Consider the following 23,184-nt stretch of genomic DNA (forward strand, 5'->3'; position numbering starts at 1 on the left):
GGACGAACATCACATTTCGCATCCCGCCCGGTCCCCGGGCGCACGCCCGCGAACCCGACCGGGTGCATGATGGCTCGGGTGACGTTCAATCCGAAACTCTGGGAGCCCGTCGCGGGTTTCGAGGACCTGACCGACATCACCTACCACCGGCACATCGAACAGGGCACCGTGCGCGTGGCCTTCGATCGGCCGGAGGTCCGCAACGCCTTCCGGCCGCACACCGTCGACGAGCTGTATCGCGCGCTCGATCACGCGCGCACGACCCCCGATGTGGGCGCCGTGCTGCTCACCGGCAACGGTCCGAGCCCGAAGGACGGCGGATGGGCGTTCTGCTCGGGCGGTGATCAGCGCATCCGCGGCCGCAGCGGATACCAGTACGCCGACGGCGAGACCGCCGATACCGTGGACCGGGCCCGCGCCGGGCGCCTGCACATCCTCGAGGTGCAGCGGCTGATCCGGTTCATGCCGAAGGTGGTCATCGCACTGGTCAACGGCTGGGCGGCGGGCGGCGGGCACAGCCTGCACGTGGTCTGCGACCTCACCTTGGCCAGCCGGGAACACGCCCGGTTCAAGCAGACCGACGCGGATGTGGGCAGCTTCGACGGCGGGTACGGCAGCGCCTATCTGGCGAAGATGGTGGGGCAGAAGTTCGCCCGCGAGATCTTCTTCCTCGGCCGGCCCTACACCGCCGAGCAGATGCACCGGATGGGCGCGGTGAACGCGGTCGTCGACCACGACCGGCTCGAGGACGAGGCCCTCGAGTGGACCGCGGACATCCTCGCCAAGTCTCCCCAGGCGCAGCGGATGCTCAAATACGCGTTCAATCTGACCGACGACGGACTGGTCGGCCAGCAGCTGTTCGCCGGTGAGGCCACGCGGCTGGCGTACATGACCGACGAGGCCATCGAGGGTCGCGACGCCTTCCTGGAGAAGCGCAAGCCGGACTGGAGTCCCTACCCGTACCACTTCTGAGCGGCGGGCCCGCCGACCGCTCGTCGCGAGATTCGGCGGAGTCGGCGGGCGGTCCGCTCGCGGCCGGAACCGGCACCAGCAGCCCGGACCGCCCTCTACTCTCGAATCGTGGACATCCTCAGCAGTCGAATCATCCTGCGCCCGACCGATTACGAACGCACGCTCGCGTTCTATCGCGACGGGCTGGAGTTGGCGATCGCACGGGAGTATCCGGGCGGGACGGTGTTCTTCGCCGGGCAGTCGATGATCGAGGTGGCCGCGCACGGCCGGGCCGAGGAGGCGCCCACCGGATTCGCGGGCGCGGTGTGGTTACAGGTGCGCGATGCGAGTATCGCGGCCACGGAATTGGCGACCCGAGGCATTCCGATCGATCGCGCGCCGATCCGGGAGCCGTGGGGGCTGATCGAGATGTGGCTACGCGATCCGGACGGGGTTCCGATCGTGCTGGTGGAGGTCCCGGGCGACCACCCGCTGCGCCGCGACACGCGCAGGCCACCGGACTGAATGCAATACCCGACAATCCGCCCGAAGTCGCCTTACCATCCCGGTCGGTCGGACATGTCGGCCACCTGGCCTCCGCGTTAACGGATCGATAACGCACACTGGAGGCGTGACCGCCGAACTGTTCGTTCTGCTCATCGTCGTCGTCACGGCTCTCGTTTTCGACTTCACCAACGGCTTCCACGACACGGCCAACGCCATGGCGACCTCGATCGCGACCGGCGCGCTGCGCCCGCGCACCGCGGTGCTGCTGTCCGGCGGGCTGAATCTCATCGGCGCCTTCCTCAGCGTGGAGGTCGCCGCCACCGTCGCCGAGGGCATCGTGCGGCTCGACGAGGTGGGCGGGGCCGATCTGCTCGCCATCGTCTTCGCCGGGCTGGTCGGCGGGATCCTGTGGAACCTGCTCACCTGGCTGTTCGGGCTGCCGTCGAGTTCCTCGCATGCGCTGTTCGGCGGGCTGATCGGCGCCACCATCGCCGGCCTCGGCTGGAGCGGGGTGATCTGGTCCGCCGGGCACAAGGGCGTGCTCACCAAGATCATCGTGCCCGCCGTCCTCGCGCCCGTGGTCGCCGCGCTGGTCGCCTCGGTCGGCACCTGGCTGGTCTATCGGATCACCCGCCGCAGCGATCCCGGGGTGGTGGACCGGGGCTTCAAATGGGGACAGATCGGTTCGGCCTCCCTCGTCTCGCTGGCGCACGGCACCAACGACGCCCAGAAGACGATGGGCATCATCTTTCTCGCCCTGATCGCCTACGGCTCCCGGCAACCCACCGATCCACTGCCGCTGTGGGTCATCGTGGCCTGCGCCGTCGCCATCGCCGCCGGTACCTCACTGGGCGGCTGGCGGATCATTCGCACCCTGGGCAAGGGGCTGGTGGACATCACGCCGCCGCAGGGCCTGGCGGCCGAATCCACCAGTGCGGCGATCATTCTCACCTCCGCGCACTTCGGTCTGCCGCTGTCGACGACGCAGACCGTCACCGGCGCGATCCTGGGCACGGGCATCGGCCGGCCCGGCGCCGAAGTGCGCTGGTCGGTCCTGGGCCGCATGGTGGTGGCCTGGGTTCTCACCCTCCCGCTGGCCGGGCTGGCCGGTGCGATCTGCTGGGCGCTGGCCCACCTGATCGGCGGGCTACCCGGCGTCCTCGTGGTCTTCGCCATCCTGATCGTGCTGGCCGGAGTCATCTACCTGCGCTCGCGCCGCGCCCCGGTGCATGCCGCCAACGTCAACGAGCAGTGGACGACGCTGCCGGGCGCCGATCCGGCCGGGGAATCCGGCCTGGCGGCCGATCCGCGCGACACCGGCGCCACCCGGGCCGCGACCGATGCGGCGGGCGCCGATCCGGGTGCCGCCCGCGCGGACGACACCGCCACGACCGCCCGATCCGGTGGCGGTTCGACCGATCCGGGACCGTCCGGTCCCATCGGACCCGGTACCCGCCGACGCTCCGACGACTCACGCGCACCCCACCGCGCCGCAAGGAACTTCTGATGCAGACCCTGATCGACGATCTGACCGAGCTGTGGCGGGTTACGCTCGCGGCCTTGATCTTCGGGGCCGGACTGCCGGCGATCTTCGCGCTCGGTGTGCGGCTGCATTCGATCGCGGGAGATTCGATCGCGGGAGATGCGCCACACCCGTCGGTCACCCGCCGCCGCGCGGCTGCGACCGTCGCCGGATTGTGTTATGCGGTGGTACTGCTGACCGTCATCGCCGGAGTGTTGTTCGTTGCCAAAGGTTTTCTGGCCGCCCGACTCGGCATCCATCTGTTCGGTCAGGACTGAGCCGCCCACCCGGCGCCGGTCCGACCGTCGAAAGGATATCTGTGAGCACTGAATCCGCATCACCACAGCAACCCGAATCCTCGGACGCCTCGCCGTCGGTCCTGCAGAAGGTGCTGGGCTGGCTGCGCGCGGGATATCCGCAGGGTGTGCCCCAATCCGACTATGTCGCCCTGCTCGCTGTCCTGCACCGCCGCCTCACCGACTACGAGGTGCATCTGGTCGTCGAGGAGCTGGTGCGCGAACGCGCGGGCGACGACGAGATCGCCCAGCACGAGATCGAGGCCGCCATCGCCCGAGTTGCCAAGGAGCTGCCGGGCGAGGACGATATCGCTCGAGTGGCATCTCACCTGGCAGCTGGTGGCTGGCCACTGGCGACACCGACGTCGGACTGATCTCACTCCCCTATTCAGTGAAGGAAGTGCGGACCCGTTCACGGGTCACCGATCTCGACATGACACCATCGCGAACGTGAGCACCACCCTGCGGACCCTCCCCATGCCCACCGGAGCCGCGGTGGGTGACGTCTTGCCGCACCTGCGGGAAGCCTTGGAGGGCAACGGTCCGGCGTGGCTGCCGATCCCCACCGGCGACCGCCGGGAATCCCATCGTCTCTCCAGCGCGCTGCGCCCGGGTGAGCCGATCGACGACGATGTGGCCCTGGTGGTCACCACCTCCGGAACCACCGGCGTGCCCAAGGGCGCGATGCTCACCGCCGCTGCCCTGCGAGCCAGCGGTGATGCCACCCACGAGCGGCTGGGCGGTCCCGGCCAGTGGCTGCTGGCGTTGCCGACCCATCACATCGCCGGCGTGCAGGTGCTGCTGCGCAGTATTCAGGCCGGCACCGAACCGGCGGTGCTCGACGTCTCCGGCGGTTTCCTGCCCGGTGGGCTGGCGACCGCGGTATCGGGGATGACCGGCCCCCGGCGCTACACCTCCCTGGTTCCGACGCAGCTGATCAAGGCCCTCGACGACCCGGTCGGCGCGCAGGCGCTCGCCGCGCTGGACGCGGTCCTGGTCGGCGGTGCGGCCACCCCGCAACCGGTACTGGATCGCGCCCGCGCGGCCGGTATCAACGTGGTCCGCACCTACGGGATGAGCGAGACCTGCGGCGGCTGTGTCTACGAAGGCGTCCCGCTGACGGGGGCGAAGGTACGGATCGAGGACGGCCGCGTGCTGCTGGGCGGGGCCATGCTGGCCAAGGGCTATCGCGGCATACCCGATCATCCGGCCTTCGCGGAACCCGGCTGGTTCCGGACCGAGGACGCGGGCACCTTCGACAACGGCGTACTCACCATCAGCGGCCGTCTGGACGAGGCCATCATGACCGGCGGCCTGCTGGTGATTCCGCAGGTCGTCGAGGCCGTGCTGGCGACCCATCCGGCGATCAACGAGGCCGTGGTGCTGGGCCTGCCGGACCCGCGCCTGGGGCAGCGGGTGGCGGTCGCGGTGGTGCCCAATCCGGGTACCGCGCCCTCCCTCGACGAACTGCGCGCCCATGTGGTCGCCGAATTGGACCCGATCGCCGCCCCGCGGGAGCTCGCGCTCGTCGACGAGATCCCGCTGCGCGGACCGGGTAAACCGGATCGGGTGAAGCTGCGCGAACATCTGCTCGAGCAGGCGGCGCTGGACCGCACGGAGTAGTCGGCGTCGGCGGCGATCGGCCGGCACGCAAGCGTGCCGCGGTGCCCTTGCGTGGGGACGCAACAGCGACGCAAGCCGGGTGCAAGACCGGCCACGCACAGTATCGGCATGACTACTAACGCACCTGCTGATGCACTCGCCATCGAGGCGGACGGGCTGGTCAAGGTCTTCGGGGAGCAGCGGGCCGTCGACGGCGTGAGCCTGGCGGTGCCGCAGGGCGCCGTCTACGGCGTGCTCGGCCCGAACGGGGCCGGTAAGACCACGACCATCCGGATGCTCGCCACCCTGCTGCGGCCCGATGGCGGCCACGCCCGCATCTTCGGCCACGACGTGGTGGCCGAACCGACCGCGGTCCGCTCGCTGATCGGCGTCACCGGCCAGTACGCCTCGGTCGACGAGAAGCTCAGCGCCACCGAGAATCTGATCATCTTCTCGCGGCTGCTCGGCCTGAGCCGGCCGGCCGCCAAACGGCGCGCGGCCGAACTGCTCGAGGAGTTCGGGCTCACCGAGGCGGCCACCAAGGCCCTGGAGAACTTCTCCGGCGGTATGCGCCGGCGCCTGGATCTGGCCGCCAGCCTGATCGCGACGCCGCCGCTGCTGTTCCTCGACGAGCCGACCACCGGCCTGGACCCCCGCACCCGCGCGCAGATGTGGGACACCATCCGCCGCCTGGTGCGCGAGGGCGCCACGGTGCTGCTCACCACGCAGTACCTGGACGAGGCCGATCAGCTGGCCGACCGGATCGCGGTCATCGACCACGGCAAGGTCATCGCCGACGGCACCTCCGATCAGCTCAAGGCCTCGGTCGGCCAGTCGGCGCTGCAGATCACCGTCGCCGACCGCGGTTCGATCGAACGGGCCCGCACACTGATCGGCGAATTCCTCTCCCGCGCCGACGGCAAGCTGGTCGAGGCCAGCGTCTCGCCCGAGGCCGGACGCGTCACCGCCCCGCTCAGCGATCCGAGTGTGACCGCGGACCTACTGATCAGGCTGCGCGACAACGATATCCGCGTCGACGAGATCACCGTCAGCAAGCCGAGCCTGGACGAGGTGTTCTTCGCCCTCACCGGCCATGCCGCCGAATCGGACGATGCCGCAACCGATGCCGAGGGCACCGCGGCGTGAGCCCGTATCCCGCCGAATCTCCCCCCACTCTCGAAGGACTTACCGTGACCACTACCCTGCCCGCCCCCGCCACGGGACGGCACGCCGCGCGCGCCACTATTCCCGTTGCCACGAACCGCATTCCGTTCCGCCAGGCCGTCGCGAATTCGCTCACCATGGCCTACCGAGGCATCCTCAAGATCAAACACAATCCGGAACAGCTGTTCGATGTCACCGTGCAGCCGATCCTGTTCACCGCACTGTTCGCCTACATCTTCGGCGGCGCCATCGGCGGCAGTGTGCAGGCCTACCTACCGGTGCTGATTCCGGGCATCCTGGTCCAGACGGTCGTGCTCACCTCGGTCGTCACCGGCACCCAACTCCGGGAGGATATGGACAAGGGCGTCTTCGATCGCTTCAAATCCCTTCCCATCGCCCGGGTTTCGGCGCTGGCCGGCGCGCTGATCGCCGATATGGTGCGGTACGGCATCGCCACCGTTCTCACCATCGTGGTCGGCCTGATCCTGGGCTACCGGCCCGAGGGCGGCGTGATCGGCGTGGTCGTCGCCGGTCTGGTCGTGGTGTTCTGCTCGTTCGCGGTCAGCTGGATCTGGGCGCTGGTCGGCGTCACCGGTAAGAGCGCGGCCTCGGTGCAGGGCATCTCGATGATGATCATGTTCCCGCTGACCTTCATGTCCGGTGCGTTCGCACTCGTCAGCACGATGCCCGGCTGGATGCAGGGCATCAACAAGGCCAATCCCGTGTACTACATGGTGAATTCGTGCCGCGAGCTGATGAACGGCAACGTCTACAGCAGCAATCTGGCCTGGTGCCTGATCGGGTCCGCGGTCGTGATCGCGATCTTCGCCCCGCTGGCCATCCGCGCCTACATGCGCCGGGCGTGACCAGCGAACCCTCCCCCACCCAACTGCCCGCCGGCCGTGACAGCGACCGGCGGGCAGTTGGGTTCCGTACCTTCCGCCGCCCGCCGGTCGACCGATCAGCCGGCGAGCAGAACCTCCAGCTCCGGCAGCATCCGGAGCAATCGCTGCGCGGCCGACCGCCGGTTGAGACTCGACACCGCCTCGTGCCCGGCCGCGAGCACGTCCGCACCGACCGATTCACGCGCCAAGGCCAGATGCCGATTCCACCGCATCGACGAATAGTCTTGGCGACCCACGACTTTCATCGCCATCGCCAGCAGCAGCGCGCCGGCCTGCGGGTCGAGCCCGGACTGAATCAGATGCGAGCCCAGCGCACAGGCGGCCCCGCCGATCTGCGGCAGGTCGATGAACTGCGTCAATCGCTCGCGAGCGACCCGAGCCAACTGCCCGGGCAGCTCCGGCACCTCGTGCACGGCATGGTTGAGCAGGTGCGCGTCGAGGACCGCGCTGGCGACGATGATGTCGCCGGGGCCGGGCCCCGGGCCGGTATTGGGCCAGTCGAACAGTTGCAGGCTGCGCCGGAAGGTGCGCAGGCCCCGCTCGATCTCCCCTTCGGCGAGCTCCAGTTCCGCCATCCCGGCGACGACCGCGCCCTTGCGATGGTTCGGCCGGGTCACCGGTTCGTCGAGCCCGACGCCGTCGTCGATCACGCCCAGCGCATATTCCAATTCCCGGCGGGCCTGCACCAACTGCCCGGCGCCGACCATCGAAACCGCCAGGAAGCTCCGCAGTTCCACGCTCTCCTCGTAGCAGCGCAGCTCCTGCATCAGCTCCGCCGCCCGGCGGTAGTAGTCCACCGCCTCCTCGTAGCGAGCCGCCTGCGAGGCCATCTGACCGAGATGCTGGCAGCACATCGCGGTGCCCCAGATGTCACGGCCGTCGAGGATCGCCAGGGCGTGCCGCGCGTCTCGAATCGAGCCGGCCGTATGACTGGCGTTCTCCCGAAGATTCGCGCGCAACAGGTGAGCCATGGCGCGAGCCACTTCGTCGTCACTGCGGGTGCCCTCGGCCATCAGGCGCATCCCGTGATTCACCCGCACGGGGGCGCAGAGCATCTTCCCCAGAAAGCGCAGTCCGGGCGCGAGGTCGGCGGTGGCGAGCAGCCGGCGTGCGCCGGCTCGAACGATCGCCAAGGGCCGCAGCCCGGCGTCGGCGAAGGCCAGATGCATCGCCAGCAGTATGTAGCTCTGCAATTCGAGGTCCGCCTCGGTCCGGGTCCGTGGCCCGGTCGGTGGTGGGACCGGCACGATGCGCGGCGCCCAGCTCATCAGTTCCATATGGGCGCCACGCATCACCCAGAGCATCCCGATCGGCCCGAAAATCGTGTAGACCGTGCGGGAATCGGCGGTCTCGGTGGCGTAGCGCAGCACCGCCAGCAGGTTGTCCAGTTCGGCGGCGACCGACAGCACCGTGCGGACCTGCTCCGGCCCCTCGTAGTGCTCTGCCACGTACTCGGCGAAATGCCGTGCCCAGCCGCACATCCGGTCCATCACCAGATCGGCTTCACCGGCCGCGATCAGCTGCTCCTCGCCGAATTCGCGGACCGTCTCGAGCATGCGGTAGCGAGTGGCGACCATGTCGTCGTCGGCGAGGACCGTCAGCAGCGATTGGCCGACCAGGCCGTCCACCGCCGCCACGGCGTCCAGCACATCCGCTCCGCCGCAGACGGATTCGGCCGCTTCGAGCGAGAAGCCGGCCGGGAACCGGCACAGCCGCCGCAGCGCGATCCGCTGTTCGGGTTCGAGCAGATTCCAGCTCCACTCGATCACCGCGTGCAGGGTCCGGTGTCGTTCCGGCGAACTGCGATCGCCGGTGCGCAACAGCGCGAACCGATGGTCGAGCCGGCTCTCGATCTCCTCGACGCTCATCGTCCGCACCCGCGCCGCGGCCAGCTCGATCGCCAGCGGCAGTCCGTCCAGGGTCCGGCACAGCCGGGCGACCACCTCGAGGTCCAGCCGGGCCGAGGGACGGACGGCCCGCGCACGGCTGATGAACAATTCGGTCGCCGGCGAGCCGTGGGCGTCGATGGCCAACGGCGGCAACGGATAAACCTGCTCCGCGGTGATCGCCAGCGGTGCCCGGCTGGTGGTCAGCACGGTCAGATGTTCACAACTGCCGACCAGATCGGCCACGACTTCCGCCACGGCATCGATGAGATGTTCACAGTTGTCCAGAATCAGCAGCATCGGCCGCAGCGACAGGGCCTCCCGCAAGCGGCGTCGGCCGTCGATGGTCTGATTGCGGCGCAGCACGTTGGTTTCGCGGGCGTATTCGCTGACGCCGAGTACGGCGCCGATCGCGGCCTCGACTTCCGCGCAGGTCATTTCCATCCGCTCGGCCGCATCACCCTCGGAATGGGCGCGCAGCGAGGCCAATTCGACCAGTGCGACCGCTTGCCGGGCCGCGACCCGGGCGCCCAGCTCGTGCGCGACGCGAGTCTTGCCGGTACCGCCCGGGCCGAGCACGGTCGTCACCCGGAATTCGTGCACCAGCTTCTCCAAGGCGAGCAGATCACCGTCGCGGCCGAGTAGCGGATTGGGCGCCGCCCGCAGCCCCAAGGCCGTATTCGGCGGGCCCGCAGAGGTTTTCGACCGATCCTCGGACGGCTCGGGGGCCAACGCGTGCTGCGCGGTGGACACCCGCTGGACGGCCGAGGTGACCGCGCGCTGCGGGGAACCGACGGCCACCGGATCTCCCCGCAGAATCGCGGTGTTCAACGCCACCAGTGCCGGCCCGGGATCCGCGCCCAGCTCCTCGCCGAGACGAGTGCGCAGACCGGCGAAAACCTCCAGCGCCTCGGTGGGCCGGCCGTTTGCCGCCAGGAGTCGCATCAGCGTGGCGTGGGCGGTTTCGTCCAGGGGTTCGGCCGCGGCCGCCCGGCGGGCCACTCGCACCGCGCCGTCGATATCGCCACCGGCCTCGCGCGCCGCCAGTTCCAGGCCGTCCAGGTCGGCCCAGCGGGCGGCGGCCAGCTCGTGCAGCTCGTCGGCCACCGGTCCCGGCGGCAGATCCGCGCCCGGATCGCCGCGCCACAGCCCGCGCGCGCGGGTCACCAAATCCAGACAGCCGGCGTGGTCGCCGCTCTCCAGCCGTTGCCGCGCCCGGCGCTCCAGGTTGCGGGCGAGGGTCAGGTCGATCCGATTCTCGTTCAGCAGCAACCGATATCCCGCGGGACCGATTTCCAAGGCCCCGTCCGGCAGTGCCGATCGCAATCGGGAAACCTGGGTATGCAGCGCGTTCATCGGCGCGCGGGGTGGCTGCTCGCCCCAGATGTCGTCGATCAGCGCCTGGGCACTGCGACTGCGGCCCGGGTGTACCGCGAGGGCCGCGACCAGCAACCGGGCCCGAGCCCCGGGCACCGCCGCCAGGTCCGCGTCGCGGCGCAGCGCGATCTCCCCCAGCAGGGCCACGTCGATCACCGCCTCGGGCAGCGGTTCGTCCCGGCCGGAGCCCGGCCGGGTATCGGTCGCCCCGATGTCCGCTCGCGGGGAGCGCGCTGTCGGCCCGGAGCCGTGGTGATCAGGAAACATGCCGTCGCAATCGTATGTGACCGGTCGAGTGATTATCGGGCGTGACAGCCGAGGGACCCGCCCCGGCACACACCACTGCAGCTTACTCCGATATATCGCAATAATGTTAGCGATAGTCAGCCGAACCGCGCCCGCGACCGCCCTCCGTGGTGACACTGCGCTGCCGCCTCCGGGCGCTCACCATTAGGCAGTGCCGATCAGCCCAATGGCGACCACCCTCCGTGGTGACACTGCGCTGCCGCCTCCGGGCGCTCACCATTAGGCTGCGGGCTATGGCTAGTGCAGCACAATGGCTCGAAGGCGCCCGCCCGCGGACGCTGCCCAATGCGATCGCCCCGGTCCTGGTCGGCACCGGCGCGGCTGCCTCGCTCGATGCCGCGGTGTGGTGGAAGGCGCTGCTGAGCCTGCTGGTGTCACTGGCCCTGATCATCGGCGTCAACTACGCCAACGACTACTCCGACGGCATCCGCGGTACCGATGACGAACGGGTCGGACCGCTGCGCCTGGTCGGCTCCGGCGCGGCCACTCCGAAAGCCGTGCGCGCCGCCGCGATCGCCTGTTTGAGTGTCGGGGCGATCTTCGGGCTGATCCTGGTTTTCACCACCGCCTGGTGGCTGATCCTGATCGGCGCCGCCTGCCTGGCCGGTGCCTGGTTCTACACGGGCGGCAGTAAACCCTACGGCTACAGCGGCTTCGGTGAGATCGCGGTCTTCGTCTTCTTCGGTCTGGTGGCGGTGCTCGGCACCGAATTCGTCCAGGCCGAGCGGGTCGATTGGGCCGGGCTGGTCGGCGCGATCGCGGTCGGCGCCTTCTCCAGCGCGGTGCTGGTCACCAACAACCTGCGCGACATCCCGACCGATTCGGTGACCGGCAAGACCACCCTGGCCGTGAAACTCGGCGACACCCGCACCCGCACCCTGCATCTCGTGCTGATGGTGGTGCCGTTCGTCGCCTCGCTCCTGCTGGCCGTCCGCACCCCGTGGGCACTGGTCGGCTTGCTCGCCGTTCCGCTCGCGATTCGATCCAACGCACCCGTGCGGAGTGGCCGGCAGGGACCCGGTTTGATTCCGTCGCTGCGCGATACCGGCCTGGCGATGCTGGGCTGGTCCCTGCTCACCGCCGTGGCGCTGAGCATCGGCTGAATATCCGCGACCGGATCAGTCCCGGCCGCCCTCGGGCACGAAGATGCCCAGCACCCAGTTGACGAGCGTCACGATGATCGCGCCGGCCACCGCGGCCCAGAAACCGTCGACCCGCAGACCGTAGTCGGTGGTTTCGGTGATCTTGGCGGTCAGCCACAGCATCAGGGCATTGATCACCAGGAGGAACAGCCCCAGGGTGATGATCACCAGCGGGAGCGACAACAATTTCACGATCGGTTTGATCAGCGCGTTGACCAGTCCGAAGACGATCGCGACGCAGACCACGACGAGAATCTTTCCGCCGGTACCCGAATCGGGCGGATCCTTCAATTCGATCCCGCCGATCCAAGCGGCCGCGAGCCAGATCGCCAGGGCGTTGATCGCCAGCCGGAGCAACAGTGCCATGCCGCAATGCTAGCGGCGGGCGCTCCGGCCCACCGGGTACGCGAATACCACCCGTTCCGCTCCGGCCCCCACCGGTCGCTCGGTCATGCTGCCCGGTCGAGCATTTCGCGCACCGCCGAGCGCAGGCGGTCCATCCCCTGATCGCCACCCAGTAGCGCCCGGGTCGTCGGATTGGCCACCCGCAGCAGGCCCAGTAGGACATGACCGGCTTCGATGCGGTCGTCGCCGCGGGAAACCGCTTCGCGCAGGGACAGTTCCAGTGCCTTCTTGGCATCCCGGGAGAACGGGATGTGGCCGAAGGTCAGACTGCCGCCCAGCCGGAAGCGGCCGCGTCCCGGCTCCGGCTCGGACGGCGGTTCGGCGAACACGTCCTCGCCGAAGGTGGCCCGCACACTGTCGCGGACCGCATCGAGGTCGATGCCGATGGCCTTCAACGCGGCCGCGTCCTCGTCGCCGAGCGGCTTCTCCGGATGCGCACGCCCCAACACGTCGCGCACACCGTCGGCGCTGATGTCGTTGTCGCTCAATATTCTTCGCAGCTGCCGATCGGGACTCATCGCCAGTCCCAACAGCAGGTGCTCGACATCGATACTGGGCGAGCGCAATTCGCGCGCCTCCTCCTGGGCGACCACGATCGCGGCCCGCGGCGCTTTGGCAAATCGTTCGAACATCAGCGAATTCCGCCTCTCCGGTTGTATTTCTGGTGGACCGCCTGCCGGCTGACCTCGAGCGCGTCGGCGATCGCCTGCCACGACCAGCCCTGTTTGCGGGCGTTGGCCACCTGGATCGCCTCCAGTCGCTCGAGCAGGCGCCGCAACGCGAGGACCGCCCGCAGCCCGACCTGTGGGTCCGGACTACCGGCGGCGGCCGCCAGAGTTGTTGCTTCACTCATGTACGTCAATTTACGTTGACATCGAGGTCGCGTCAACGAAAATTGACATTTCACGATGTTCACCCCTGGCGAACTGCGCCGAAGCATCGGAACGGATGCGGCATTCGGGCGCGGAGACGGGCCGGTTGCACCCGCCCGGTCCGATGATCCGGCGTCAGCCGGTCCAGATTCCGGACGCGGCGAATTCGGTCAGCACCGCGCGGGCGGCGTTCAGATCCAGCCCCTGCGCGGCGACCCACTCGTCGTTGAAATACGTTCCGGCATAACGATCCCCGCCGTCACACAGCAGCGTCACCACACTGCCCTCGCGGCCGGCGGCGATCATCTCCGCGATCAACGCGAACGCACCCCACAGATTGGTACCGGTGGACCCACCCACCCGCCGACCGAGCACCTCACTGGCATGCCGGCACGCCGCGATGGACGCGGCATCGGGAACCTCGATCATGCGGTCGACCACTTGGCCGATGAACGACGGCTCGACCCGCGGCCGCCCGATCCCCTCGATCCGGGAGGGCATACCCGTCTGGTAGCCGGCATCGCCGACCTCGTAGCCGCCGTAGAACGCCGAATTCTCCGGATCGACCACGGCCAGCCGGGTCGCATGCCGTCGATAACGGATGTAACGACCGATGGTCGCGCTGGTGCCCCCGGTACCGGCGCCGACGACGATCCACTCCGGCACCGGATGGGTCTCCAGAATCATCTGCTGATAGATGGATTCGGCGATGTTGTTGTTTCCCCGCCAGTCCGTCGCCCGCTCGGCATAGGTGAACTGATCCATGTAGTGGCCGTTGCATTCGGCCGCCAGCCGCACCGCCTCGGTGTAGATATCCGGTGCCCGCTCGACGAAATGACAACGACCGCCCTGCGCCTCGATCAGGGCGATCTTCTCCCGGGAGGTCTTGGCCGGCACCACCGACACGAAATCCAAGCCGAGCAGTTTCGCGAAATAGGCCTCACTGATCGCCGTCGACCCCGAGGACGCCTCGACGATCGTCGTCCCCTCACAGACCCAGCCGTTGCAGATCGCGTACAGAAACAGCGACCGCGCCAACCGATGCTTCAAACTGCCGGTCGGATGGGTGGACTCGTCCTTCAGATACAGCCGCACCCCCCATTCGGGCGGCAGCGGATAACGGAGCAGATGGGTATCGGCACTGCGCTGCGCATCGGCCTCGATCAACCGCACCGCATTGTCGACCCACTCCCGCGAAGTACTGCGATCGCAGTACTTCACCGGCCCTCCCGAGCCCCACAGGACACCCGCACCCGATCGGGCCGGCAAGCCGCTGCGCGAGTGTCGCTCACCGGCCCTCCTCGCCGCGCAGTCTCGCCCGGAGGTTCGCCTTGTCGTTGCGGCGCTTCTCGTCGACGGCGGCGATGTCCTCGTTCACCCGCGCCCGTAGGCGCTTGAACAGCACCAGCGACAGCGGCATCGCCACGATCAGCGCGAACAGCAGCGTCACGATCAGCGGGATGTCCACATTCAGAACGCGCGCCAACACCAGGATGATCGCGGCGATGACCGCGACCAGCGCCAGCCTGGCCAGGGTGTAGAGCGCCAGATTGCGCGCGAGCCGCCGCCCCGCCGAGGCCGGGGCCCGATCGCTCGCGGCGTCGTCGGATCCGGATGCTTCACTCACACGACCAGGGTAGGCGACGCGGGTACACCCGCTCCGACCTGCCCGCGTTCGCCGGAATCGGAGTCGCCCACGGTTCGCCGACCGGACATACCGGACCGCGGGTATATCCGTTTTGTCTATTACTTCCCCTTTACCAACGGTAGATCATTCGAGTACGTGGGGGTCCCGGTGCAACGATGTCGCTATCTGATGAGGGATCTGTCGATTACGGAAAGGTTTGCGAATGACTGCGATCACCGCGGCGAGCCGCACGTTGGGTTCCGTCAACGGCCAGGAGGCCCTCCTGACCCCGGGCCAGGTGGCGGCGCTGTTCCACGTCGATCCGAAGACGGTCACGCGCTGGGCACACGCCGGGCGACTGGGCTCGCTGCGCACCCCGGGCGGACATCGCCGCTTCCGTGAGTCCGAGGTGATGCAGCTGCTGAAGTCGTTGACCACCGAGGCAACCCGCCCCTGAGGTCACAGGACCGATTCTCGCGGTCACAGTGCCGCAGGTACGCACACGGATTACCCTCGATGTCAGGAGGTGAGCGACGTGGCGTACCTGTTGGCACTCATCGCGGTCGTGGCTGTCGCGGTGCTGTGCTGGAAAGCGTTCGGACCGGAGCAGACGCCCCGAATCGGATTCGGGCGAGACTCCGACAAGCACCGTCGAGTCATCGGACCCGATGACGATCCCGAATTCCTGTGGCGGATCTCCCGCCAGCACCGAGACGGTGATCCGGGCTCGGACCGCTGACCTCACCCCAGCCGATGCAACGCGGCCAGCGCGGCGGCCGTCGTCTCGGGCGCGGCCGCCAATAACGGCAGCCGAACCGCCGCGTTCGGAATCCGCCCCTGCGCGGCCAGGACCGCTTTGACCACCACCGGATTCGGTTCGGCGAAGACGGCCTGGGCCAACCCCGCCAGCCGATTCCCGAGTTCCCGCGCTGCGTCAACTCGCCCGTCCCGCCAGGCCGCGACCAACTCCGCATATGCCGCCGGCGCCGCATTCGCGCAGGTGGCGATGGCACCGCGCGCGCCGAGCGCCAGTAGCGGCGAGGCGTAGAGATCGTCTCCGCACAGCACATCCGTATGGGCGCCGGCTGCGGCCAGCCACGCGATCGTGGTCTCGTCGACAGCGCCGACGGCGTGCTTGAAGCCCGCGATATTGGGCAGCTCCGCCAGTCGGCACAGTGTTTCCACATCCAGGACGCACCCGGTGCGGTGCGGAATGTTGTAGATCAGCAGCGGCACCGGTGACACCGCGCCGAGCCGCCGGAAATGTTCGATCACCCCGCGACGCGAGGGCTTCGTGTAGTACGGGACCACGGTCAGCGCGCCCGCGATGCGCGGATCCAGTGCCGCGAGCGCTCGTTCCGAATCCGTCGTCGAATTCGTCCCGGTACCCACGATCAGCGGGGCGCCCCGGTCCAGGCACACCTCGATACACACCTCGACCACACCGCGCCGTTCCGCGGCGCTCAGCGTGGCCGGCTCACCGGTGGTGCCGAGGGCCACCACCCCGGTCGCCCCCTCGTCGAGAACCTCGTTCGCGAGCTTGGCCACTGCGTCGTAGGCGACGTCCCCCGCCGACGTGAACGGCGTGACCAGGGGGACGAACAGGCCGCTGAATGTCATGGCTCCAGCCTCCTCGATTCGAATCTTCAGGTCTATTTCACATTTCTACACTCGGTCTTAAGCTGAACTTATGCTCGAAATGCGCCGATTGCGGCTGTTGCGGGAATTGGCGCATCGCCACACGATCGCGGCGGTCGCGGCGGCGGTGTCCTATACGCCCTCGGCGGTATCGCAGCAGTTGGCCGTGCTCGAACGGGAGGCCGGCGTCGCACTGCTGGAGCGCAGCGGTCGGCGCGTCGTGCTCACCCCGGCCGCCCAGCGCCTGGTCGAGCACACCGAGGCCGTGCTCGCGATCCTCGAACAGGCCGAGGCCGAATTGGCTTCGGCCGCAGGGCGACTCACCGGCGCCCTACACATAGGCGCCTTCCCGACCGCCGTCCAACGCATCCTCCCCGATGCGCTGGTATCACTGAGCCGCGCCCATCCCGCGCTGGAATTGCACGTCACCGAGCTGGATCCGGCCGACGTCCCGGCCGCGCTCCGGGCGGGCACCCTCGATATCGCGCTGCTCCAGGAATACGACTATGTGCCGGCCCCCGCGGAAGCCGGTCTCGACACCGAACCGTTCCTGGAGGAACCGGTATATCTCGCCGCCCGCTCCGCCGAACCGCTGATCGCCTACCGCGATGCGGCCTGGATCGCCGGCACGCCCGGAACGCTGTGCCACACGATGACCGTGCGAGCCTGCGAGGCAGCCGGTTTCATCCCGCACATCCGCCACCACTCCGACGATTTCGGCACCGTCCTGGCCCTCGTGGCAGCCGGGCAGGGGGTGGCCTTCATCCCGGAGCTCGCCATCCCGAAGGACTCCGAATCACTCACCGGCGCAGTCGAATTGACCGCTCTGCCGATCCGCCGCCGCACCCGCATCGCCTATCGATCCGGCACCCGGGACCACCCGGCGATCGAGGCCGCCCGCACCGCATTGCACGCCACCCTCGGCACCATCCCGCCACGGCCACCGAAGAAGAGCCCTTGACCCTCACACTGTGACAAGGTTTCGAATGGTCGGCGGAGGAGGTGGTTACCCGTGAACACAACCCACCACAGCGAGCCGGATGCTCGCCTCGCCGCGGCATTGGTCGAGCCCGACTCGTCGACTCGGCTGCGCGCCGCCCTCACCGCCGGTACGCAGGCCGCGGCGGGCCTGGTCGACGTGCTCGTGGCCCGTTGCGCGGTCGAGCCCGACTTCTTCGTCCGGGACATGCTGACCTGGGCGCTGTGCCGGTTGCCCGTCGAGATCACGCTGCCGAAGCTGCTGGCCGAAATGGATTCCGAGCGCCCGCAGGCCCGCAGTCAGGCGCTGCACACTCTGTCCAAGATCGGTGACGGGCGTGCTTGGCCCCAGGTCGCGGCGCTGCTGCACGACCGTCACGACGACGTCGCGCTCAGCGCATGGCGCGCCGCCGCCGTCCTGGTACCCCCGGACGCGGAACAGGATCTGGCCGTCGAATTGGCGTGCGAACTCGGCCGCGGCGACCGCACGGTGCAGCTCGGGCTGAGCCGGGCGCTGGCCGGACTCGGGTCGGCCGCCGAAACCGTACTGGCGACCGCCGCCGAGAGCCCGGATCCGCACGTGCGAGCGCACGCCGAGGCGACGGAGCAGCTGCGACGCGATCCCGACAGCGGATTCGCGTTATCGGTCGAGGTGGCCAAGCGGGTCGCCGCCACCGGTCCGGACAGGTGAGACAGGAGACGATGCGATGTTGATCGGTGAGGTCTCGCGCCGTTCCGGCGTCAGCTCCCGGATGTTGCGGCACTACGATCGGCTGGGCCTGGTACGGCCGACGGGCCGCACCTCCAGCGGTTACCGCGAGTACTCCGCCGACGACATCCGTCGTCTGTTCCATGTCGAGAGCCTGCGCACCCTCGGATTGTCGCTGGAGGAGACCAAGCGTGCCCTCGACGAATCGGATTTCGCGCCCAGCGCGCTGGTGCGTGAGCTGATTCGGCACACCCGTGCCCGCATCGCCGCCGAAACCGAGCTGCTCACCCGGCTCGAACGGGTCGAGGCTGCCGCGCCGACGCAGTGGGAGGACGTCCTGGGCATCGTCACCCTGCTGCGCGGTCTGGAATCGGAATCCGGTGCCGAACGGCAGCAGGCGGTGCTCGCCCAGCCCGCGGGCGCGGCGTTGCCGGTCGAGGCGCTCGCCGCCGCGGTACTGGCCGAGGACGATGCGAATGTGGCCGGCGCACTGCGTTGGTCGCTGGCCCGAGCCGGCGACGCGGCTCTCGCCGAACTGTCCGGTGGCCTGGATTCGCCGGACGCCGATATCCGCCGACGGGCGACGCTGGCCATCGCGGCCGTACCGGTTCCGGCCGCGACGACGCTGCTGGCGCGAGCGCTCGCCGATCCCGATGCGACTGTGCGCGATCGCGCCGCCCTGGCCCTGGGCTCCCGGCAGGAGACCACCGCGATTCCGGCGCTGCTGGAAATGATCGTCGCCGGCCGTTCGGATATCGAGGCCGCCGAAACACTGGGCGTGCTGGCGGTGCGCCCGGCGACCGGCGAGCAGATCGTCCGCGGCATCCGGAACCGCTGGGGGCCGCCGACCGACCAACCCGCGCGGCTTCGGCTCACCCAGGCCCTGGCCGAAATCCCCGGCTCGGCAGCCCGCGCGGTACTCGTCGAACTGACCGGTGACGACGACCGCACCATCGCCGCCACCGCGGCTGCCATTCTGCGCCTGCGCGATCGCCACGGTCCCGAGTGAGCTCGCCGCGGTTACCCGCCTCCGCGCTACACCTGGGTGTGCACCAGGATGCGCAGATCGTCGAACAACCAATTTCCCTGTACGCCCGGGAGTTCCGCGAGATACCCCACGATCGTGTCCGCATCCCAGCCGTGCGATTCGTGTAAACCCGCGGCCAGCATGTGCAGATATCGGGCCGACGGCTTGTTCAACCGGGTGTACTCGGGATCCCACGGGGAGCTGAAGGTCAGCACCGGGAAGCCGTCCACATCGTCGACATGCCAGAGCGTTTCGTACCGTCCGTCGCCCAAGCGCAACATGCCCTGCCGGACCACCTCCGCCGGATCGAACTCCGGCACCTCGCCCGGGGCGCGATGCATCTCCTGTGCCATCAGATCGCTGAACTGCTCGACGGTGAGCAGATATCCGCGGGCGGCCGCGCCGAGCGGCCACCGCGGCGGCGGCCGATGCGAGTAGAACGCCACACCACCGCCCGACCACACCGGACTCTCCCAGGCGAAGTAGATACATCCGGGAAGCATCAGCGGCCGATTCCGAGCCGGTGGGGTCGGATCGCGGAACCCCGGATAGATGCGGGGTGTACCCGGCGGGTTTCCGCCCGCCCGGTAGTACCGGAACCGCTTCTCGAACAGGTTGGACCCGTAGGCGGCGTACCAGACGCAATCCGAGTTCACGATGTCTCCATCCGTGCCGGAACAGGTGCGCACATCCACCCGACCCTACGGGAACCGCCGCCGCGCTTCCGCCGTACCGGTTCATCCGAGCCCGCCCACGCGCAGGTCTTCGATGCGCCGCCGCAGATGGTCGAGCAATTTCTCCGGATCGTCGAACTCCGCGGGGTCGATGGGCTCTCCGAATCGGATCGTCACCCGTTCGCGACGGTCGAACACGCGGCCGTCGACTCGATTTCGCCGCATCGGCAGCACCCGATCGGTACCCGTCGTGCCGACCGGAACGATCGGAACCCCCGTCGCCAGAGCCAGTTTCGCGACACCCGGTTTGTACGGCTCGGCCTCACCCGGGCCGACCAACCGGCCTTCCGGATAGATGATCAGCACACCGCCGTAGCGCAGAATCTGTTCGGCCTGCCCCAGCGCCGACTGCCCGGACGCACTGTCGCGCCGCACCACCGGAATATGGCCGAGCCGGCGCACCAGCCAACCGACTACCGGCCACGACCACAATTCGGCCATCGCGAGGGCGATCGCCCTGCGGCGCAACGCGCCCCACAGGAATACCGCATCGAGCATCGAGATGTGATTGCTCGCCACGATCACCGGGCCCGACTTCGGCACCTGCTCGCGGCCCACGACGGTCACGTGGACGATGTTCGACCAGGCCAGCATGCGCAGGATGCGCCGGATCAGATGTGTGGTCAGCCAGGCCCGCTTACCCAGGCCCCTGGGACGCCGATCGGATTGCTCGTTCATCTCCACCCCCGGTTCGTTCGAACGAAGCCGATTGTCGCACGGGCCACCGACAGGTTCGCCGCGCTCGCAACGCCGCCGCGGACACCGATGAATTTCCCCCCGGCATACCGTCTGCACAGGTAGACCGATGCATCGGAAAGGACAGCCATGCCCGCACACCAGGTCGGAAGCCGGGAACAGTGGCGTGCCGCATACGAGCGGCTGCGCGCCGAGGAAAAAGCTCTCACCCGTCGCAGCGACGAGCTGGCGCGGCAACGCCAGGCCTTACCGTGGGTCCCGGTCACCAAGGAGTATCGGTTCGACACCGATGCCGGCGAGAAGACCCTCGCCGAACTGTTCGACGGCCGGTCGCAGCTGATCGTCCGCCACTTCATGCACGGCCCCAAGACGCCGCAGGGGTGCCCCGGCTGCACCTTCGAAACCGATAATCTGGTCGGCGCCGTACCCCATCTCGCCCATCGCGACGTGACCTTCATCCTGGTCTCGCGATCCCCGCTCCCGGCCCTCAACGACTACAAGCGCCGCTTCGGCTGGGACATCGAATGGGTCTCCGCCGGCGACAACGGCTTCAACGACGACTTCTTCGAGGTCATGCGCGTCGACACCCCGAACCGGCCCCCGGGCAACATGCTCGACGTCATGGAATTGATGGCGCTGAGCTGCTTCGCCCTCGACAACGGCACGGTCTACCACACCTATTCCACCTACGACCGCGGCACCGATGCCCTCAACGCCACTTGGCAACTCCTCGATCGCGCCCCCAAGGGCCGCGGCGACAACTTCGACAACTGGCCTCGCAAACGCGACGAATACTGACGCCGAACTTGTCGTGCAGACGCCGCCGAAAATGTGCGAATCCGAAAACCACAGAGGTGTGCACAATTTGATCGCGCCGGGCCGTGCGACCGCCCCCGGGCACCGAATTTCGCGGCCCAGCGCGGTCGCATGACCTCGGAGGTAATGGGCTCACCGAGGCGCGGATGGCAACCTCTCACTCGTGAACGATCCCGCGACCACCCGTACCGTCGTCGAAGACCTCCTGACCCGCATCGCCGCCGGGAACCCGGAAGTCGTTGCGGCCCTTTACGCCCCGACCAGCGAGTGGAAGCTGAACTGGCCGGAGGCCGAACACGGACGCGCCGCGACGCCGTGGATCACCTCCCGCAGCACCCGGGCCGACGTCGCCGAACACTTCCGTGAAATCGCGCGCCATCACATTCCGGAAGAGGTCGCGACAGTGGTGGAGAAGATCCTCGTCGACGGATCGGATGCGGTGGTGCTGGGCGAGATTCGCCAAACCGCCCGCCCGACCCGGCGCCCGTACCGGGCCCGATTCGCCCTCCACCTCACCGTAGAGAACGGAATGATCACCCGCCACCACGTCTACGAGGACAGCCTCGCTGTCGCTCGAGCTTTCGATGAGTGACTGGCGATCCGCCCCCGGATCGACCGTCACGATCTCCGGCCGACAGGTCTCGGACTGCCACCTGAAAGATTCCACCTTTGAGTACTTTCCGGCGGCTCCCTCGGCCTACAGCCGCGCTCCGAGCCAGTTGGCGAACCCCAACAAGCTCTCGGACTGCCGACGCTGAGCAGCGGCGATCCCATACAACGTCTCCCGCACCGACGGATGCAACCGAGTCTGCTGCGGCGCGGCAGCACGAGCCTTGTTGAGCGCCGCCAATGCCCGATCAGGCTTACCGGACATCAACCACGCCCGCGCATTATCCTGCCAATGGTGAGCCACGCGGGTCGGTGGGGCATCCTTCGGCGCGGACAGCTGCGTCCCGTCGATCGCTGCTTCGTTCGGGTCGCCCGCTTCGAGTTCTATTGCATGAGCGTGTATTTCGACATTCAACGGTCCGAACGCCGTCATATAGACATCGGTTTCTCCGGTGCGTTCGGCCAGCTCACGCGCGGCGGCGATATGGTCCGATGCACCTGAATAATTCAGCGTGCGCGCCTCGTTGATGGCACCCGCCAGGTGCGAGTACCCGGTCAGCACCATCCCGGCTTTCGAGTAGCCGGCGGCGGAAATCGTCGAATCGATCAGCTGCGCAGCCACTTCCGACTCGCCATAGTGCGTGAGGGCTCGGGCGCGAGCAAGGACCGACAGGGCCGCGTAGTTGGGATCGTCGGCGAGCGGCGCGTAAGCGTCGGCCAGATCCAGGGCCGGGAGGGCGAGCATCATATGGCCGGTTCGCCGCACCGACCATTCGGCCAGCACATACGCGGAGGTCAGCAACGTGTACGCATGTGACCGGTCGTCACCGGTCAGGTCGCGCACCGCGCCGTGTAGACGACGGATGAGGCCCGGCAGGGTCTCGATCGTTTGCCGTGTGCGGTCGCTCCGGTACAGCCGTTGCGCTGCGGTGAGTTCCGATTCGAGCTCAGCCAGCGAGCCCGGTTCCACGGCCCGCGCGTAGCGGCCCTCGGTCAGCAGCACCGACAGTCCGTTCACCGCGTCCGACAACGGCTTTCCGTCGTCGAAGGGCGCACCGGTCAGCTGTTCGGGGGTGATGTGCAGCGCCCGCGCGACTGCCGAGATGAACCCCGGCGACGCCACCTCGCGCCCCTGCTCGACCGCCTTCACCATCGACAACGAATAATTCGCCCGCGCCGCCAACTGACGCTGCCCCAACCCGGCGATCTTCCGCTCGGACGCAATCCGCTGCCCCACATGCTCGCCCATGACACGAGCGTAGATCGATATACCCAACCTGTCCCCTGTCCCCGAACTGGCCCTTCAGACCTCCACCATGCCGTAGCAGTTGCCCCTGTCCCGCCGAAGTCGCTCCCCGAGCGTTCACCTCCATCGTCGAAACACGCTCCCCGCCCCGCGCTAGCCCTCCAGGCGT

General features: G+C 68.4%; 26 protein-coding genes. 16 read left to right on the plus strand and 10 right to left on the minus strand.

What is annotated here, in order from left to right:
* Positions 1–69 precede the first annotated feature (69 nt).
* The 8 genes from ON37_RS23485 (at position 70) to ON37_RS23520 (ending at position 6,908) form a co-directional block, all read left to right on the plus strand.
* Positions 70–972, plus strand: a complete 903-nt coding sequence (locus ON37_RS23485) for a 1,4-dihydroxy-2-naphthoyl-CoA synthase (protein WP_040722417.1) — start codon at positions 70–72, stop codon at positions 970–972.
* A 108-nt stretch (positions 973–1,080) separates the two neighbouring features.
* A complete protein-coding gene (locus ON37_RS23490) occupies positions 1,081–1,476 on the plus strand; it encodes a VOC family protein (protein WP_040722350.1) in 396 nt (131 codons plus the stop codon).
* Positions 1,477–1,582: 106 nt separating this feature from the next.
* Positions 1,583–2,965 (plus strand): inorganic phosphate transporter, encoded by a 1,383-nt coding sequence (locus tag ON37_RS23495; RefSeq protein WP_083893232.1) that lies wholly within the window; start codon positions 1,583–1,585, stop codon positions 2,963–2,965.
* Positions 2,965–3,258 (plus strand): hypothetical protein, encoded by a 294-nt coding sequence (locus ON37_RS23500; protein WP_040722352.1) that lies wholly within the window; start codon positions 2,965–2,967, stop codon positions 3,256–3,258. The genes ON37_RS23495 and ON37_RS23500 overlap by 1 nt, the downstream gene beginning before the upstream one ends.
* A gap of 41 nt (positions 3,259–3,299) precedes the next feature.
* A complete protein-coding gene (locus tag ON37_RS23505) occupies positions 3,300–3,650 on the plus strand; it encodes a DUF3349 domain-containing protein (protein WP_083893233.1) in 351 nt (116 codons plus the stop codon).
* A 103-nt stretch (positions 3,651–3,753) separates the two neighbouring features.
* The gene (gene menE / locus ON37_RS23510) at positions 3,754–4,899 is read left to right on the plus strand and encodes an o-succinylbenzoate--CoA ligase (RefSeq protein WP_040722421.1); all 1,146 of its coding nucleotides are present in this window, start codon (positions 3,754–3,756) and stop codon (positions 4,897–4,899) included.
* 108 nt (positions 4,900–5,007) lie between these two features.
* Positions 5,008–6,024, plus strand: a complete 1,017-nt coding sequence (locus tag ON37_RS23515) for an ATP-binding cassette domain-containing protein (RefSeq protein WP_085997376.1) — start codon at positions 5,008–5,010, stop codon at positions 6,022–6,024.
* A 44-nt stretch (positions 6,025–6,068) separates the two neighbouring features.
* Entirely contained in the window at positions 6,069–6,908 is an 840-nt protein-coding gene (locus tag ON37_RS23520) for an ABC transporter permease (protein ID WP_040722354.1), read from the plus strand.
* Positions 6,909–7,003: 95 nt separating this feature from the next.
* Here the strand turns inward: ON37_RS23520 and ON37_RS23525 are convergent, their stop codons facing one another.
* On the minus strand, positions 7,004–10,477 hold the full coding sequence (locus tag ON37_RS23525) for an AfsR/SARP family transcriptional regulator (protein WP_083893234.1): 3,474 nt from the start codon (positions 10,475–10,477) through the stop codon (positions 7,004–7,006).
* 272 nt (positions 10,478–10,749) lie between these two features.
* Here ON37_RS23525 and ON37_RS23530 point away from each other — a divergent pair, with 272 nt between their 5' ends.
* Positions 10,750–11,619, plus strand: a complete 870-nt coding sequence (locus ON37_RS23530; RefSeq protein WP_040722356.1) for a 1,4-dihydroxy-2-naphthoate polyprenyltransferase — start codon at positions 10,750–10,752, stop codon at positions 11,617–11,619.
* 15 nt (positions 11,620–11,634) lie between these two features.
* Here ON37_RS23530 and ON37_RS23535 read toward each other — a convergent pair whose 3' ends face one another.
* From ON37_RS23535 to ON37_RS23555, 5 genes are all read right to left on the minus strand, one after another.
* A complete protein-coding gene (locus ON37_RS23535; protein ID WP_040722358.1) occupies positions 11,635–12,024 on the minus strand; it encodes a phage holin family protein in 390 nt (129 codons plus the stop codon).
* A gap of 83 nt (positions 12,025–12,107) precedes the next feature.
* On the minus strand, positions 12,108–12,695 hold the full coding sequence (locus tag ON37_RS23540; protein WP_040722360.1) for a Clp protease N-terminal domain-containing protein: 588 nt from the start codon (positions 12,693–12,695) through the stop codon (positions 12,108–12,110).
* Entirely contained in the window at positions 12,695–12,916 is a 222-nt protein-coding gene (locus ON37_RS23545; protein ID WP_025353045.1) for a helix-turn-helix domain-containing protein, read from the minus strand. The genes ON37_RS23540 and ON37_RS23545 overlap by 1 nt, the downstream gene beginning before the upstream one ends.
* Before the next feature lie 154 nt (positions 12,917–13,070).
* Positions 13,071–14,156: an L-cysteine desulfhydrase Cds1 gene (cds1, locus tag ON37_RS23550; RefSeq protein ID WP_040722361.1), complete on the minus strand. Its 1,086-nt coding sequence runs from the start codon at positions 14,154–14,156 to the stop codon at positions 13,071–13,073.
* A gap of 67 nt (positions 14,157–14,223) precedes the next feature.
* Complete coding sequence (locus tag ON37_RS23555) at positions 14,224–14,562, minus strand: DUF4229 domain-containing protein (protein WP_040722363.1); 339 nt, start codon at positions 14,560–14,562, stop codon at positions 14,224–14,226.
* A 223-nt stretch (positions 14,563–14,785) separates the two neighbouring features.
* On the opposite strand from ON37_RS23555, the gene ON37_RS23560 reads away from it, so the two are divergent.
* Entirely contained in the window at positions 14,786–15,019 is a 234-nt protein-coding gene (locus ON37_RS23560) for a BldC family transcriptional regulator (protein WP_051025198.1), read from the plus strand.
* A 78-nt stretch (positions 15,020–15,097) separates the two neighbouring features.
* A complete protein-coding gene (locus tag ON37_RS23565) occupies positions 15,098–15,301 on the plus strand; it encodes a hypothetical protein (RefSeq protein ID WP_040722426.1) in 204 nt (67 codons plus the stop codon).
* A 2-nt stretch (positions 15,302–15,303) separates the two neighbouring features.
* Here the strand turns inward: ON37_RS23565 and dapA are convergent, their stop codons facing one another.
* Positions 15,304–16,182: a 4-hydroxy-tetrahydrodipicolinate synthase gene (gene dapA / locus ON37_RS23570; RefSeq protein WP_040722364.1), complete on the minus strand. Its 879-nt coding sequence runs from the start codon at positions 16,180–16,182 to the stop codon at positions 15,304–15,306.
* Positions 16,183–16,252: 70 nt separating this feature from the next.
* Between dapA and ON37_RS23575 the strand changes: the two genes are divergently transcribed.
* From ON37_RS23575 to ON37_RS23585, 3 genes are read left to right on the plus strand one after another with little or no spacing between them, the layout of a single operon-like run.
* On the plus strand, positions 16,253–17,161 hold the full coding sequence (locus ON37_RS23575) for a LysR family transcriptional regulator (protein WP_040722366.1): 909 nt from the start codon (positions 16,253–16,255) through the stop codon (positions 17,159–17,161).
* 51 nt (positions 17,162–17,212) lie between these two features.
* Entirely contained in the window at positions 17,213–17,869 is a 657-nt protein-coding gene (locus tag ON37_RS23580) for a HEAT repeat domain-containing protein (protein ID WP_040722368.1), read from the plus strand.
* 16 nt (positions 17,870–17,885) lie between these two features.
* Positions 17,886–18,896 carry a MerR family transcriptional regulator gene (locus tag ON37_RS23585; RefSeq protein ID WP_040722369.1) on the plus strand — a complete coding sequence of 337 codons (1,011 nt, stop codon included), beginning with the start codon at positions 17,886–17,888 and terminating at the stop codon, positions 18,894–18,896.
* A 26-nt stretch (positions 18,897–18,922) separates the two neighbouring features.
* On the opposite strand, the gene ON37_RS23590 is transcribed toward ON37_RS23585, so the two are convergent.
* Both ON37_RS23590 and ON37_RS23595 read right to left on the minus strand, forming a co-directional pair.
* Positions 18,923–19,570: a histone deacetylase gene (locus ON37_RS23590; protein WP_217999957.1), complete on the minus strand. Its 648-nt coding sequence runs from the start codon at positions 19,568–19,570 to the stop codon at positions 18,923–18,925.
* A gap of 81 nt (positions 19,571–19,651) precedes the next feature.
* The gene (locus tag ON37_RS23595; RefSeq protein ID WP_051031963.1) at positions 19,652–20,326 is read right to left on the minus strand and encodes a lysophospholipid acyltransferase family protein; all 675 of its coding nucleotides are present in this window, start codon (positions 20,324–20,326) and stop codon (positions 19,652–19,654) included.
* A gap of 147 nt (positions 20,327–20,473) precedes the next feature.
* Here ON37_RS23595 and ON37_RS23600 point away from each other — a divergent pair, with 147 nt between their 5' ends.
* Entirely contained in the window at positions 20,474–21,142 is a 669-nt protein-coding gene (locus ON37_RS23600; protein ID WP_040722370.1) for a DUF899 domain-containing protein, read from the plus strand.
* Between the two features lie 181 nt (positions 21,143–21,323).
* Complete coding sequence (locus tag ON37_RS23605; RefSeq protein ID WP_040722371.1) at positions 21,324–21,752, plus strand: nuclear transport factor 2 family protein; 429 nt, start codon at positions 21,324–21,326, stop codon at positions 21,750–21,752.
* Positions 21,753–21,857: 105 nt separating this feature from the next.
* On the opposite strand, the gene ON37_RS23610 is transcribed toward ON37_RS23605, so the two are convergent.
* Positions 21,858–23,018, minus strand: a complete 1,161-nt coding sequence (locus ON37_RS23610) for a helix-turn-helix domain-containing protein (protein WP_040722373.1) — start codon at positions 23,016–23,018, stop codon at positions 21,858–21,860.
* Positions 23,019–23,184 lie beyond the last annotated feature (166 nt).

It is taken from the genome of Nocardia veterana NBRC 100344, from assembly GCF_000308855.1.
GTDB lineage: Bacteria > Actinomycetota > Actinomycetes > Mycobacteriales > Mycobacteriaceae > Nocardia > Nocardia veterana.